The 16,268-nt window shown below is 41.4% G+C and carries 9 protein-coding genes and 2 rRNA genes; 3 read left to right on the top strand and 8 right to left on the bottom strand.

Translation table 11 applies throughout. From position 1 onward, the window contains the following. Positions 1-22 precede the first annotated feature (22 nt). A 23S ribosomal RNA gene (locus NST21_RS01365) occupies positions 23-2,955 on the bottom strand. Between the two features lie 175 nt (positions 2,956-3,130). Further along, positions 3,131-4,682, bottom strand: a 16S ribosomal RNA gene (locus NST21_RS01360). The 16S and 23S rRNA genes sit together here, the layout of an rRNA operon. A gap of 701 nt (positions 4,683-5,383) precedes the next feature. On the opposite strand from NST21_RS01360, the gene NST21_RS01355 reads away from it, so the two are divergent. Together NST21_RS01355 and NST21_RS01350 are read left to right on the top strand one after the other, a co-directional pair. Then, a complete protein-coding gene (locus tag NST21_RS01355; RefSeq protein WP_340887367.1) occupies positions 5,384-6,142 on the top strand; it encodes an alpha/beta hydrolase in 759 nt (252 codons plus the stop codon). Positions 6,143-6,220: 78 nt separating this feature from the next. After that, on the top strand, positions 6,221-6,391 hold the full coding sequence (locus NST21_RS01350; protein WP_082527580.1) for a CsbD family protein: 171 nt from the start codon (positions 6,221-6,223) through the stop codon (positions 6,389-6,391). A 120-nt stretch (positions 6,392-6,511) separates the two neighbouring features. Here NST21_RS01350 and NST21_RS01345 read toward each other — a convergent pair whose 3' ends face one another. From NST21_RS01345 to NST21_RS01325, 5 genes are all read right to left on the bottom strand, one after another. Further along, on the bottom strand, positions 6,512-7,654 hold the full coding sequence (locus tag NST21_RS01345; RefSeq protein WP_056525851.1) for a fused response regulator/phosphatase: 1,143 nt from the start codon (positions 7,652-7,654) through the stop codon (positions 6,512-6,514). Positions 7,655-7,960: 306 nt separating this feature from the next. Next, positions 7,961-8,794 (bottom strand): CheR family methyltransferase, encoded by an 834-nt coding sequence (locus NST21_RS01340; protein ID WP_340887364.1) that lies wholly within the window; start codon positions 8,792-8,794, stop codon positions 7,961-7,963. 28 nt (positions 8,795-8,822) lie between these two features. Next, on the bottom strand, positions 8,823-11,600 hold the full coding sequence (locus NST21_RS01335) for a response regulator (RefSeq protein WP_340887362.1): 2,778 nt from the start codon (positions 11,598-11,600) through the stop codon (positions 8,823-8,825). 344 nt (positions 11,601-11,944) lie between these two features. After that, positions 11,945-13,258: a hemolysin family protein gene (locus NST21_RS01330; RefSeq protein WP_445670465.1), complete on the bottom strand. Its 1,314-nt coding sequence runs from the start codon at positions 13,256-13,258 to the stop codon at positions 11,945-11,947. Positions 13,259-13,454: 196 nt separating this feature from the next. Beyond that, positions 13,455-13,850: a MerR family transcriptional regulator gene (locus NST21_RS01325; protein ID WP_235566074.1), complete on the bottom strand. Its 396-nt coding sequence runs from the start codon at positions 13,848-13,850 to the stop codon at positions 13,455-13,457. A 572-nt stretch (positions 13,851-14,422) separates the two neighbouring features. Between NST21_RS01325 and NST21_RS01320 the strand changes: the two genes are divergently transcribed. Beyond that, positions 14,423-14,848, top strand: a complete 426-nt coding sequence (locus tag NST21_RS01320; RefSeq protein WP_201250164.1) for a DUF4395 domain-containing protein — start codon at positions 14,423-14,425, stop codon at positions 14,846-14,848. A gap of 59 nt (positions 14,849-14,907) precedes the next feature. Here NST21_RS01320 and NST21_RS01315 read toward each other — a convergent pair. Further along, positions 14,908-16,256, bottom strand: a protein-coding gene (locus NST21_RS01315; protein WP_340887359.1) for an IS3 family transposase whose coding sequence is annotated in 2 segments (ribosomal slippage) — positions 14,908-15,812 and positions 15,812-16,256 — 1,350 coding nt in all. Because the reading frame shifts where the segments join, the coding sequence is not laid out codon by codon here. Positions 16,257-16,268: the final 12 nt, after the last annotated feature.

Genomic DNA, 16,268 nt, shown 5'->3' with positions numbered 1-16,268 from the left:
AAGGTATTTCATTTTTTAAAGCGTGGTTAAGTCCTCGATCTATTAGTATCAGTCAGCTCCACATGTCGCCACGCTTCCACCTCTGACCTATCAACCTGATCATCTTTCAGGGATCTTACTAGCTTGCGCTATGGGAAATCTCATCTCGAGGGGGGCTTCATGCTTAGATGCTTTCAGCACTTATCCCGTCCGCACGTAGCTACCCAGCTATGCCTTTGGCAAGACAACTGGTACACCAGCGGTGCGTCCATCCCGGTCCTCTCGTACTAAGGACAGCTCCTCTCAAATTTCCTGCGCCCGCGACGGATAGGGACCGAACTGTCTCACGACGTTCTGAACCCAGCTCGCGTACCGCTTTAATGGGCGAACAGCCCAACCCTTGGGACCGACTACAGCCCCAGGATGCGATGAGCCGACATCGAGGTGCCAAACCTCCCCGTCGATGTGGACTCTTGGGGGAGATAAGCCTGTTATCCCCGGGGTAGCTTTTATCCGTTGAGCGATGGCCCTTCCATGCGGAACCACCGGATCACTAAGCCCGACTTTCGTCCCTGCTCGACTTGTAGGTCTCGCAGTCAAGCTCCCTTGTGCCTTTACACTCTACGAATGATTTCCAACCATTCTGAGGGAACCTTTGGGCGCCTCCGTTACTCTTTAGGAGGCGACCGCCCCAGTCAAACTGCCCACCTGACACTGTCTCCCACCCCGATAAGGGGCGCGGGTTAGAATTTCAATACAGCCAGGGTAGTATCCCACCAACGCCTCCACCGAAGCTAGCGCTCCGGCTTCTCAGGCTCCTACCTATCCTGTACAAGCTGTACCAAAATTCAATATCAGGCTGCAGTAAAGCTCCACGGGGTCTTTCCGTCCTGTCGCGGGTAACCTGCATCTTCACAGGTACTATAATTTCACCGAGTCTCTCGTTGAGACAGTGCCCAGATCGTTACACCTTTCGTGCGGGTCGGAACTTACCCGACAAGGAATTTCGCTACCTTAGGACCGTTATAGTTACGGCCGCCGTTTACTGGGGCTTCGGTTCAAAGCTTCGCTTGCGCTAACCTCTCCCCTTAACCTTCCAGCACCGGGCAGGTGTCAGCCCCTATACTTCGCCTTGCGGCTTCGCAGAGACCTGTGTTTTTGCTAAACAGTCGCCTGGGCCTATTCACTGCGGCTTTTCTGGGCTATTCACCCTAAAAAGCACCCCTTCTCCCGAAGTTACGGGGTCATTTTGCCGAGTTCCTTAACGAGAGTTCTCTCGCACACCTTAGGATTCTCTCCTCGCCTACCTGTGTCGGTTTGCGGTACGGGCACCTTACATCTCACTAGAGGCTTTTCTTGGCAGCGTGGAATCAGGAACTTCGGTACTATATTTCCCTCGCCATCACAGCTCCGCCTTAATGGAAACGGGATTTGCCTCGTTTCCGGCCTAACTGCTTGGACGCGCATATCCAACAGCGCGCTTACCCTATCCTTCTGCGTCCCCCCATCGTTCAAACGATGTATAGGTGGTACAGGAATATCAACCTGTTGTCCATCGCCTACGCCTTTCGGCCTCGGCTTAGGTCCCGACTAACCCTGAGCGGACGAGCCTTCCTCAGGAAACCTTAGGCATTCGGTGGAAGGGATTCTCACCCTTCTTTCGCTACTCATACCGGCATTCTCACTTCTAAGCGCTCCACCAGTCCTTCCGGTCTGACTTCAACGCCCTTAGAACGCTCTCCTACCATCGACACCATACGGTGTCAATCCACAGCTTCGGTGATACGTTTAGCCCCGGTACATTTTCGGCGCGGAGTCACTCGACCAGTGAGCTATTACGCACTCTTTAAATGATGGCTGCTTCTGAGCCAACATCCTGGTTGTCTAAGCAACTCCACATCCTTTTCCACTTAACGTATACTTTGGGACCTTAGCTGGTGGTCTGGGCTGTTTCCCTTTCGACTACGGATCTTATCACTCGCAGTCTGACTCCCAAGAATAAGTATTTGGCATTCGGAGTTTGACTGAATTCGGTAACCCGTTGGGGGCCCCTAGTCCAATCAGTGCTCTACCTCCAATACTCTCATCTTGAGGCTAGCCCTAAAGCTATTTCGGAGAGAACCAGCTATCTCCAGGTTCGATTGGAATTTCTCCGCTACCCACACCTCATCCCCGCACTTTTCAACGTGCGTGGGTTCGGGCCTCCATTCAGTGTTACCTGAACTTCACCCTGGACATGGGTAGATCACCTGGTTTCGGGTCTACGACCTCATACTCATTCGCCCTATTCAGACTCGCTTTCGCTGCGGCTCCGTCTTATCAACTTAACCTCGCATGAAATCGTAACTCGCCGGTTCATTCTACAAAAGGCACGCCATTACCCATTAACGGGCTTTGACTACTTGTAGGCACACGGTTTCAGGATCTATTTCACTCCCCTTCCGGGGTGCTTTTCACCTTTCCCTCACGGTACTGGTTCACTATCGGTCACTAGGTAGTATTTAGCCTTGGGAGATGGTCCTCCCTGCTTCCGACGGGATTTCTCGTGTCCCGCCGTACTCAGGATCCACTCAGGAGGGAACGAAGTTTCAACTACAGGGTTTTTACCTTCTTTGACGGACCTTTCCAGATCACTTCATTTACCCCGTTCCTTTGTAACTCCATGTTGAGTGTCCTACAACCCCAAGAGGCAAGCCTCTTGGTTTGGGCTAATTCCGTTTCGCTCGCCGCTACTCAGGAAATCGCATTTGCTTTCTCTTCCTCCGGGTACTTAGATGTTTCAGTTCCCCGGGTCTGCCTTCAGTACCCTATGTATTCAGGTAAAGATACTGTTCCATTACGAACAGTGGGTTTCCCCATTCGGAAATCTCCGGATCAAAGCTTACTTACAGCTCCCCGAAGCATATCGGTGTTAGTCCCGTCCTTCATCGGCTCCTAGTGCCAAGGCATCCACCGTGCGCCCTTTCTAACTTAACCGTTAAAAAAGATCTTACTGATGCTTTGAAAAAATTAATTGCCTTCTATCTATTATCTAGTTTTCAAGGAACAAAGAAGAAAGAATTCCATCACTACGTGATGAGATCTTTCGAATCTGAATGAATTACTCATTCAAAACTGAACAAAACAAAAGCGCTCTCGTATTTATCCTTAGAAAGGAGGTGATCCAGCCGCACCTTCCGATACGGCTACCTTGTTACGACTTCACCCCAATCATCTGTCCCACCTTAGGCGGCTGGCTCCATAAAGGTTACCTCACCGACTTCGGGTGTTACAAACTCTCGTGGTGTGACGGGCGGTGTGTACAAGGCCCGGGAACGTATTCACCGCGGCATGCTGATCCGCGATTACTAGCGATTCCGGCTTCATGTAGGCGAGTTGCAGCCTACAATCCGAACTGAGAATGGCTTTATGGGATTCGCTTACCTTCGCAGGTTTGCAGCCCTTTGTACCATCCATTGTAGCACGTGTGTAGCCCAGGTCATAAGGGGCATGATGATTTGACGTCATCCCCACCTTCCTCCGGTTTGTCACCGGCAGTCACCTTAGAGTGCCCAACTGAATGCTGGCAACTAAGATCAAGGGTTGCGCTCGTTGCGGGACTTAACCCAACATCTCACGACACGAGCTGACGACAACCATGCACCACCTGTCACTCTGTCCCCCGAAGGGGAACGCCCTATCTCTAGGGTTGTCAGAGGATGTCAAGACCTGGTAAGGTTCTTCGCGTTGCTTCGAATTAAACCACATGCTCCACCGCTTGTGCGGGCCCCCGTCAATTCCTTTGAGTTTCAGCCTTGCGGCCGTACTCCCCAGGCGGAGTGCTTAATGCGTTAGCTGCAGCACTAAAGGGCGGAAACCCTCTAACACTTAGCACTCATCGTTTACGGCGTGGACTACCAGGGTATCTAATCCTGTTTGCTCCCCACGCTTTCGCGCCTCAGTGTCAGTTACAGACCAGAAAGTCGCCTTCGCCACTGGTGTTCCTCCAAATCTCTACGCATTTCACCGCTACACTTGGAATTCCACTTTCCTCTTCTGCACTCAAGTTCCCCAGTTTCCAATGACCCTCCACGGTTGAGCCGTGGGCTTTCACATCAGACTTAAGGAACCACCTGCGCGCGCTTTACGCCCAATAATTCCGGACAACGCTTGCCACCTACGTATTACCGCGGCTGCTGGCACGTAGTTAGCCGTGGCTTTCTGGTTAGGTACCGTCAAGGTACCAGCAGTTACTCTGGTACTTGTTCTTCCCTAACAACAGAACTTTACGACCCGAAGGCCTTCTTCGTTCACGCGGCGTTGCTCCGTCAGACTTTCGTCCATTGCGGAAGATTCCCTACTGCTGCCTCCCGTAGGAGTCTGGGCCGTGTCTCAGTCCCAGTGTGGCCGATCACCCTCTCAGGTCGGCTACGCATCGTCGCCTTGGTGAGCCATTACCTCACCAACTAGCTAATGCGCCGCGGGCCCATCTATAAGTGACAGCTAGAGGCCGTCTTTCCATCTTCTCTCATGCGAGAAAAGAACGTATCCGGTATTAGCTCCGGTTTCCCGAAGTTATCCCAGTCTTATAGGCAGGTTGCCCACGTGTTACTCACCCGTCCGCCGCTAATCTCAGGGAGCAAGCTCCCATCGATTCGCTCGACTTGCATGTATTAGGCACGCCGCCAGCGTTCGTCCTGAGCCAGGATCAAACTCTCCGAAGAAATGTTTGACTTGCTCATTTTGCTTTTTGATAGTGTGTGCTCACTTAAAAAATTAACGTTGGCGCTTTGTTTTGTTCAGTTTTCAAAGAGCAATTTCATCGTTGTTCTTTCGAACAACTTGTTTATTCATCATAACACGCTATTGATTAGTTGTCAACTTCTGCGAAGTTTTTAACTTATTTTAAATCGCTGTGTTTTTCAGCGACCATTTCATCTTAACACTTTCATAATAAGAAGTCAATAGTTATTATTTCTTCTACCAAAAGTGGATGAAGTTTTTTGTTTGTCGTACTTGGTGCTTATTTATATTAATCCTATTCCACTTGAAAGTCAACGATTATTCCTATTTTTATAGTTTTTATTTTGTTAGGCATTTTAACAACCTCTTAGATCGGTATTTTAGTAAACATATATTATAGAAGGAGTTGTATTAATTGAAACCAAGCTAGATTTCTTTGTTATATTTAGGTACTCGCGTCAACGTATATCTTCCACAAGTATTTGCAGCCCTGTTTTTTTCTTGCCTTAAGTACCTTCTTGATGTATTGAACAAGAAACATAACCAAGTTGACTTTCTAAATCTTGTTATGATATTATATAACCAAGTAATATAATCGGAATAGTTAATATTGTTAAAAAGACAGAGTCTAATAATCAATAACCCCTTTTTTAATAGATTATGATTTAAAGGAGATGGAGATATGACAGCAGCAAAGGTAATACCAGGTGCAGAATCTTTTTTCCTCCCTGGCAATTCTATCGGAATCCTCATTTGCCATGGCTTTAATGGAACACCACAAAGTGTAAGGTATTTAGGTGATAACCTTGCTGCCAAAGGCTATACAGTCTATGCTCCACGTTTGAAGGGCCATGGAACCGATGAGCTGGATATGGAAACGAGCCATTATCAAGATTGGGTACATGATGTCGAGACTGCCTATGCAAAGCTAAAGCAAACCTGCACATATGTATTTGCAATAGGACAATCAATGGGCGGCGCCCTTGTTTTGGATTTAGCGACAAAAGTACCTTGTGAAGGAATTCTCACTATTAACGCCGCACTTCAAGTTCCTGAGTATGAAATCTATCGTAACCAACCGGTTCCGCGTTTCATTCCTGAAGGTGAGCCTGACGTAAAAGACGATACTGTTACTGAAATCACTTATGACCAAGTTCCCTCAAAAGCAATTAATCAGTTACTTGATATTATGGAGCATACAAGTCAACAGCTCGAAAACATTAGCTGCCCGATACTTCTTTTTCATTCTCCAGAAGATCACGTTGTACCAGCCCGCTGTTCCAATCAAATATACGATACTGTATTGTCCCTTGATAAGGAATTAATCGCCCTTGAAAATTCCTATCATGTTGCTTCGTTGGATTATGATAAAGATCAAATCATTGAACAGGCTTATCGGTTCATTCAAATTCACAGTAAAAAGGCAACAATCGCTTCATAAATGATTCTTATATACAACTTGGTTTACTCGACCTATACACGGGTATATATAGTATATAAAGAAAAAGGAGGCAGCATAATGAGTAGTTTATCAGACAAAGTAAAAAGTACGGTCAATAAAGTAAAAGGCGAAACAAAAGACCAGGTCGGTAACGCGAAAAATGATCCTCACTTACAAGCAGAAGGTAAAGTTGATAAATTAAAAGGCAATCTCCAAGACGCTGTTAGTAAATTGAAAAATAAACGTTAATTAGCAAATTAAAATCGCAGGATACTACATTGAATCTCTCCTATTCAAGAACATTCACAATTTCCACACCCCCTTATATACAGAAGAGGCTGCAGGTATAAACTGCAGCCTCTTCCTTTTTCAATTAGCTTGAATTACAACAACACACATATCATCCGGCTGGTCTTGTTGCATTTCAGGGGGCATAACAAAATCAATAGGAGCGGTTTCCTTGATATCAAACCAACTCGTTGAGACCGCTTCTTGTATTTGATTCAGCCCTTCGGTGCCATCCCGATCGATAGCCTCCATGACTCCATCTGTAAATAACAGAAGTTGAATTCTGTCTTCATAATGAATGATTGATTTCTCTATATTCATCTCAGTGAAGAATCCCACAGGACATGTCCCTTTTGAAAGAGAAGCCACTTTTCCATCATCCATTAAAGCGAAGCCTGGAGGATGTCCAGCGTTAACATATTCCACTGTTTTTTGCTCTGTATCAATAATCATATAAATCGCTGTAAAATAATAGTGCACTTGGTTATCTTCTTTATTAAGGACACTCATCCAGTGATTCATTTCGTTTATGACTGCAACAGGATCTGTATGTGTCCGAATCGCATCCCTCAAAACAGAGGAAATAAACATACAAACAAGTGAAGCGGATATTCCATGTCCCATCATATCAAGCAGAATGATTCCATATCGATTTTCATCAATGCGATGCCAATAGTACATGTCTCCCGCTAACTTATTTGCAGGTAAGTATGAGGCTTTGATAGTTAAGTGGTCATTGTGAATGGGCTCACTTAAGAGACTGCTTTGGACCTGCATCGAGAGATCTAATTCATTACGAATTTTTTCATCCTGCATTTTATGCCAATCTTTTTCATATTTAAGCCTTAATCCCACACGAATCCGGGCCAACAAGTCAATTTTATTAATAGGCTTCATTATATAATCAATACCGCCCACATCAAGCGCCTCGGCCACCTTGTTTGAATCTTCAAGTGCGGTCACAAAAATCACGGGTATATCTTTAAGGTGTGGGATATTTTGAAGTCGTCTGCACGCCTCTATTCCATCGATTTCAGGCATCATAATATCAAGCAGAATGATATCAACAGAAGTCTCCTTTGGTTTCAGACCATCCACCTGTAAATATTCAAACATCTCCACAGCAGAAGTTAATGATAGAAAATCCGTATAGCCAGCCCTCTTTAGAATTTTCTCTATAACGAAAAGGTTAACCTGGTTATCATCTACGATTAATATCGTCATTCTTTTATTCCCCTTTTGGCTTATATCGAGCGGCAAGTTTTTATCTTTATTATGTAAATGCGTTTCATTATTGTGGTTCCCTATAGGGTAGTTTCCATTTTATTATAACGAAGCTCAGTCTCTTTTAATAATAATAAACCACTTTATCATCACATTCGCAGACCAATTCATTATATATACCCGTTACTATGACACTCTAAACATATTATAAGAATTTTTTTGTATCACCCAAAAACAGGGTGAAAACATATTACTAGTTGCCCCTAATAAAAAGAGGAGTCCGCTAGATATGCGAACTCCCCCTTCTTATAATTTCCGATAAATCCGTTCCTTTGAATCAAAGTCCTCATAATCTTCCGATAAGTAAGATGTATGAAGTGTTTCCTTACTACCAACTGCAAGAAAGCCTTCTTTACTAAGACTGTCATAAAACAAATGGTTTACATAGGTTTGTAATTCACCGGTAAAGTAAATCATCACATTTCGGCACAAGATAATATGAAACTCATTGAATGAACCATCAGTGACCAAATTATGCTGGAAAAACACTATGTTTTTAAGAAGGCTAGAATTAAGATAGGCATTTTGATAATCCGTCGTATAATACTCCGAAAATTCCTGTTTTCCGCCGGCCTGCAAATAGTTTTTTGTATAAGACTGCATTCTATTTAGCGGAAGTATCCCTTTTTCCGCATGACGGAGGACATCTTCATTCATATCAGTCGCATAAATTTTCGCCTTTTCATAAAGCCCCTCTTCCTTAAGAAGGATGGCCATTGAGAAGGCTTCTTCACCAGTCGAACAACCCGCATGCCAAATTCTAATTTCCGGAAGCTGTTTTAAAAGCGGTACAATTTTTAATCGAAAAGCTTTAAAGAAATCCGGGTCGCGAAACATTTCAGTAACGTTTATCGAAAAATCATTCAGAAGTTTCTCGACATACCCTTTTTCATATAAAACCATTTCAATCATTCCACTTATCCTACGAATATGGTCCAGCCTCATCCGATTTTCAACTCTCCGCTTTATAGAAGAACGCATATATTTCCGAAAATCGAAGCCGGAGACAGAATAAATGGCTTGCAATAATAATTCAATTTCTATATCTTCTCGTTCTTCAACAGTTAATGTATCCTTCATGAAAAACCTTCCTTACCCGTACTATCAATTAATTAGTCAGCCACACACGAAGAACTGATAGCAACTGATCTAATTTTAATGGCTTACTGACATAGTCGGACGCGCCAGCTTTCAGGCATTTTTCCCTATCGCCTTTCATCGCTTTAGCTGTTAAAGCGATGATTGGAAGATTCTCGAACTTATTCTGCTCGCGAATTCTAGTCATCGTTTCATAACCATCCATTCCTGGCATCATTATATCCATTAATATTGCATCTATATTATTCCCTTTTTCAAGAAGCTCCAAACATTCATAGCCATTTTCAGCCGTAAGGATTTCCATCCCCTCATGCTTCAGGGCATTTTTTAGTGCAAAGATATTACGGTGGTCATCATCGACGACCAGTACGGTTTTATTGCAGAATGGATTACCATTTTTCTTGCCGTCACCATCGAATATTACGACATCCTGTTCTTCCTGCTCTATAAAAGATTCGGTTGCTTCATGGGTAGCTGCTGCCACTTCAGGAGAAGCAGCTATTGCTTCGCCAACATGTTTGAAGCCCTCTGGCATGCTTGGAATAAAGAAGGTAAATGTACTACCTTGGCCTTCTTTACTATCTACAATGACCCAGCCTCCTAGCAGCTTAGCAAATTCACGACATATGGAAAGCCCAAGTCCTGTACCACCGTATTTTCTCATTGTAGCTCCGTCGCCTTGCTGGAACGCCTCAAAGATTAGTTTTTGCTTTTCTTTGGAAATTCCAATACCAGTATCCGCCACATTAATTTCAATCCAATTACTTGCACCTTTTGTTTGAATCCACTGTGCGACATTTTCTTCATCCGCTTTTTTAATTTGGACAGACACAGAACCTTTTTCCGTGAATTTAAATGCGTTGGACAATAAGTTTTTCAAGATTTGCTGGAAGCGCTGTTCATCCGTAAAGAAAATGTCCGGTACATTTTTATCTTTATTGATTAGAAAGTCGATGTTCTTTTTCTTCGCTACATGATCAAAGTTACGGTGCAATAGCTCAGGCAGCTCACTCATATTCATTTCGTCAAAGACAACTTCAAGTTTTCCAACTTCAACTTTTGATAAATCCAAAATATCATTAATCAATGTTAATAAATCTTGACCTGAAGAGTTAATAACACGAGCAAATTCCTGCTGCTCTTCATTTAATTTACTATCGTTAGGATCAGAAAGCATTTCAGATAAAATCAAAATACTGTTAAGCGGCGTCCGCAATTCATGGGACATATTAGCCATGAACTCCGATTTGTATTTTGAACTTAACTTTAATTCTTCTGCTTGTTTTTCAAGATTTAATTTTGCGACTTGAAGCTCTTTCGATTTATCTTCGGTTTCGCGATTTCTCTCTTCTAATTGTTCGTTAATCATCCGCAACTCTTCAGCCTGTGTTTGCAATTCCTCTGATTGGGCCTGCATTTCCTCTGACTGAGATTGTAACTCTTCCGATTGAGCCTGCAACTCTTCGGTCTGTGCCTGTGATTCTTTCAATAAACGCTCTATTTCCATCCGACCTTCTACGTTATTGATCGTGATGCCCAGAGTATCCAACACACGGGTTAAGAAACTTTTTTGCAACTTCGTAAAGGTCTCCAAACTTGCCAATTCAACCATTGCAATAACTTCATCCTCAAATACGACCGGTGCAATGACAATACTTTTAGGATTGACTTCCCCTAGCCCTGTTGTAACCAAATGGAAGTCTTCAGGAATATTTTCGATGAATTTCGATTTTCCTTCTTGGGCGCATTGGCCAATCAAACCTTCACCCAATTGGAATTCACGTCTGCCTGCATCCTCACCATCTCCTGCAAAGCTGGAAAGCTTTACAAAACGCATATCTTTTCCCTTTCCTCGCCTGACGTAAAACGCCCCAATGGACGCTCCCATCATAGGAGCAAGCCTTGTAATGAATCTGTCAGCAAGAACCTCCACATCAACAATACGCTGATACATGGTAGCAATATCTGCAACACGAGTCTGAATCCAGTTCTGTTCACTGATTTTTTCAGTGAAATCTTTCTCCTTTTGATTATAGGCTTCAAGCGATTCTGCCATATCATTGAAGGATTGAGCGATATCACCAATTTCATCTTTTGTTCGAACTGAAATTCTTGGTACTACCGATAAGTTTTTAAAATCAATATTCTTGATGACTTTCGTAATGGATTGCAAATCTTTTGATGTGCTGCGAATCATCCAAACCATCGTTACTGAAATAACTAAAATGCTAAGAATAACAGCGAAGATTGTGAAACTAATCATATCTTCATAGGTTTGTTTCGCATTCCTTAAGGTTTCTTTCATAACGCCTTCTTGGTAATCTTTAAAGTCATCCATCGCGCTGATAACTTTTGTCCGCTTTTCCCGCTGATCTCTCATCAACCTGGAAATATTTTTAGAAGAATTTTCTTCTTGTATATTTTGAATAATCTCAGTCTCTGTTATGGAGTAAGATGTATATTGAGTCTCAAACTCTTTCAACAATTGCTTTGCTTTTACTTTATTTAAAGTACCTGATAATTCAGCAATTTGTGATTCAATCAAACTATGATTCTCTTTTATAATTTCTAGACTATTGGCTCTTTCTTCTTTATTCGCATCATCAGCTGCAAACAAAATTTCACGGTCTGACCTTGAAAACAACTGACGGATTTCCATCGAAGCTTGAACTTTTTCATAGCGGTTTTCAACTATTTCGGTCATACTGCTCTTTAAATTGTTAAGCGTAAACATCATGAAAGAAAGTAATATAGCCAAGAAAAGCAAGATTAAACCGAATCCTAACATTTGCTTCCTCTTAAAACCCATTTTTCCGCCTACCTTCTTTTCTTAATTTATAATCAGCCAGAAAAAGAATGTCTTTGCAAAGATAAATCTTATTACTAACATTCCAATATATTTATATTTAGATAGATTTAATGTCTCACTCTACATTTTAACATTTCCATAGTATAAATTGTGACCTACAGCGTTATTATTCATGAATTCCTTTTCCATTAGAGTAGTAGTCTACCTTTTTAATTGTAAGAAAATCCAAAGCACATTGTGTTCGAATCCATACTCAATTATTAATTCATTATTTAGTAAAATTATAAAAACCGAAAGCTTTCGCTTTCGGTTTTTCATGATTATTAAATTTTCTTAACTTCAACATATAAGACATGATGGCCATCCATCTCTTTTACGGTAAATTCAAAGCCGGCATATTCTATTCTATCGCCGACTGCAATTTCAAATCGCCCTGTTAGGAACCAGCCGCCCAATGTATCTATATCTTCTTCTGGTAATTCTATTGCAAGGGTATCATTAACATCTTCGACCAATGTTTTTGCATCAAAAACATAATGTCCCTCATCAATTTTTTGAATAAGCGGCCGTTCGTCTTGGTCAAATTCATCTCGTATTTCTCCGACGATTTCTTCGAGAATGTCTTCAACCGTAACAAGACCTGCAGTACCGCCATATTCATCTGTTAAAACGGCCATATGAATCCGTTCCTTCTGCATTTTCAGTAGTAAATCATGAATTGCGATTGTTTCAAGAACACGAATAATTGGTGTTACAAATGAATCAACCGTCAATTCTGAAACATTTTCTTCTGTAATTGTTGCTGTATAAAGACGCTTGATATTGACCATACCCACTACATTATCTTTATCACCGTCTATAACAGGATAACGAGTGTATTGCTCTTCTTGAATGAGTTCAACAACTTCCAATAAGGGCATACCTTTTTCAATTACGGTCATTTCCGTTCGAGGAACCATAATCTCATTGGCAATACGCTCATCAAATTCAAAAATTTGGTTTACATATTTATATTCTGATTGATTAATCTCACCGCTTTTATAGCTTTCTGATAAAATAATGCGCAGTTCTTCTTCTGAGTGAGCCATTTCAGATTCAGAAGCAGGCTTTAACCCGAACATGCCTGTAAGAACACGAGCAGAACCATTCAATAACCAAATAAATGGGTACAAAATACGATAAAACAGAATTAATGGCTTTGAAAACATTAATGTTACTTCCTCAGCCTTTTGAATCGCAACTGTTTTTGGTGCTAGTTCCCCGACTACAACGTGAAGGAATGTGACAGAACCAAACGCGATCACGAAAGAGATAATATGACTTACGGACTCATCTAATCCCCATCTTAAAAACAATGGTCTAAATATTGCCTCCACCGTAGGTTCACCCAGCACCCCTAAACCTAATGCGGTTACTGTAATCCCCAATTGACAAGCAGATAAGTACTCATCAATATGTGTGGTTACTTTCTTGGCTGCAAGTGCATTTCTATGTCCTTCTTCAATCAATTGATTAATGCGAGAACTTCTGACTTTTACGATTGCAAATTCTGAGGCAACAAAAAATGCCGTTAATGCTATTAATACAGCTACTGCTAATAATTTTATAAAAATCTCCAATATGTGCGGGTTTACCATGTATATACCCTACCTTGAGTAATACCAAGGAATAGGCAAACACGGTTTAATCCCAAGCACCTCCTGTGTAAATGGTTAATGTCCATTTCAAAAACAAACTGAATTTTAACATGAATGCCGCATCCCAACCATTTTGTGAAGATGTCCTTTATTAATATGCACCTTAGTACAGTAAACTATCGAGAATAAATCTGGATTATACTAACAACACTAATAATGATTGGATTAAGGCAATGCTTTCGTGAGAAATCTGTTTTTTTAGAAGAAGTTCATTTTTTTCGTCCTTTTCAATCAGCCTGATTACTTCCCGTAGCTCCTCATTCAAGCCATCCAGTTTACTTTTCAGTTGAAGTCCTGTTTCCTCAATGGCAGATGAAACTTCCTTGTCCTGGTTAAATAGTTCCTTTATATCTTCTAATGAAAGGTTTTTTCTTTTATACTCCTCAATACGGTGAAGCCGTTCAAGTTCCCTGACTGAATAATAACGGTAGTTAGAGGCGGAACGTTCTGCTTTTAGCAGGCCCATGTTTGTATAGTAATCAACAGTTCTCTTCGTAACATTCGCCATTTCCGCCAACTCGCCAATTTTCAACGTCTCGATCCCAATATAACCCCTCCCAACCGTCACGTGATGGTTTAGACACTAATACATTGTCTTTTGTTCCACCCTGACATTAAATTCTATTCTCTAATCGTACATTATTTTTACTCAAAATAAAAATATTTAATATTGGATAAAAAGATACTTTTTTTAGTTACACATCTTTACACTCCACAAGTAAACAAAAAACCGATTATTTCCAATAACCGGTTTAATTTATCATTCTATTTTATGCAGTTTATTTTTTTGTTTTAGCTGAAAATTGATTGCTCAATATTTTAGGACCGCATTGGCATATTGAAGAATGCTTTAGTTTTTTTATTGGTGTACCGCATGTTTGACAAACTTTTGTTACCATTATACCGTCCTCCTACTTTAACTAATTGTTATATATTATATTATACTGTTTTAATAATAATAATCAATACTAAATTAAAATTATTACAAATAAGAAGGTTGAGTTTTGATTTTATAGGCTTTGTTATCATTCCCACTTAACAAGTAGCTATAATAAAGATAAAAGATAAAATATAATAAAACTCATCAGGGAGGTTGGCATTCAAATGACGAGTGAAATTCGTTCTATTCCCCGTCCCTTAGTACGCACGAATCAATGGGTCATATTTTCAAGTGTGGTGACTGCCTTACTAACCGGTCAAATATGGATATTAGCGATTCCGTTTACAGCAGGACTTTTAGGGCTTATCTTTAATTTCAATCCGATTATGCGGCTTGCAAAGCTCTTCTTGAAAAAGCGGCCTTCTGATTATATTCCGGAAGATCATTCACAACAGCAATTCAACCAAGTTATTGCAGTCGTTTGCTTGGGACTTGGATTAATTTCTTTCTTGCTTGGTTGGACCGTTTCAGGATATATTTTTACGGTGATGGTCGGACTTGCTTCTTTCATAGCCATCCTTGGATTCTGCATTGGTTGCTTTATCCTCTATCAATGGAAACAATATTCCTATCGCCGATCTCTGCGCTAGATACTACAAAAGAGGACTGACATTTGAAGTGAACCCAAAAAGTTAGACACTTTATTTAATTAGGCAGCCTTGAGGGCATGAACCCGGTAATCTACCGGGCTCATGCCTTTTAATTTTACCTTGATTCGTTGATGATTGTAGTAATGGATATATTCTTCTAATTCTTGTTTGAAATGCTCCATGCTTTCAAATTCTTGAAGATAAAGTAACTCTGATTTTAATAGGCCAAAGAAGTTTTCTATGACCGCATTATCGAGACAATTTCCTTTACGGGACATGCTTTGTGTAATGTTATGTCTTTTCAAATCATGCGAATATTGTTTCATCTGGTAATGCCAGCCCTGATCTGAATGAAGAATGGGTGAATCTTTCGATTCCAAGCGGTCAAAGGCTTTCTCCAGCATTTTGGAAACGAGGGGATAAACAGGCCGAGATTCGATATTATAGGCGATGATTTCTCCATTAAACAGATCAAGAATGGCCGATAAGTATAGTTTCTCCCCAGCTAGATGGAATTCTGTGACGTCTGTCACCCATTTTTCATTTGAGTTTGCCGCCTTGAAATCACGTGCTAGAATGTTGGGCGCAATCTTGCCGATTTTCCCTTTGTACGAACGGTATTTCTTCATGCGAACCAATGACTTCAATCCTAGTTCATTCATCAATCGGAGAACTGTTTTATGATTGATGCGAGCACCTCGGTTACGTAATTCTAGTGTGATACGCCGATACCCATAACGCCCTTTATGCGTATGGAAAATCTCTTTGATAAGGGATTTCATTTCTGTGTATTTATCCTTACGCCCGAAGGCGTTTACCCAATAATAGTACGTACTCCGTGCCATTTTAGAAATGGATAGAAGCAGATTTAAATCAAATTGTTCCCTTAGTTCATGGACTACTTTCGCTTTGTCTTTCTTTGTAGGGCTTCCTTTTCTTGAACTAAGGCATTCAACTTTTTTAGATAGGCATTCTCTGCACGTAAGTATTCTAATTCGGCAAGAAGTGCTTCTTGAGAGCCTTTAGCTGGTGATGTTTTCTTGGTTTCTTTTTTCATGGATAGACGCCCCTTTTTCTTTGGTTTAAGGGCGTCTATACCTCCTTCCTTCAACTGATTTGACCATTTCAAAAGTGTAGAATCGGAAGGAAGATTATAGTGTACAGCGGTCTCGCTGATCGATGCCCCATAATCGTTCATATATTTAAGTACCTCTAGTTTAAAGGGCAGAGTGTAATTTGTATAGGATGAAGCAATTCCTTCCATCCCATGTTCTAGATAGCGAGCGACCCATCTCTTCAAAGGGGATAAACCTACATTTCTTTCTTGTGCAATGGATTTATAGGATTTTTTCCCCTCCAAGTACTCTAAAACTGCATGTAATTTTTCGTCTATCGTATATTTAGTCAAAAAAACTGCACC

The organism is Peribacillus sp. FSL K6-1552 (assembly GCF_038005205.1).
GTDB classification, from domain to species: domain Bacteria; phylum Bacillota; class Bacilli; order Bacillales; family DSM-1321; genus Peribacillus; species Peribacillus butanolivorans.
The sequence above is the reverse complement of the archived record's forward strand: the minus strand, read 5'-3'. Positions and strand labels throughout refer to the sequence as shown.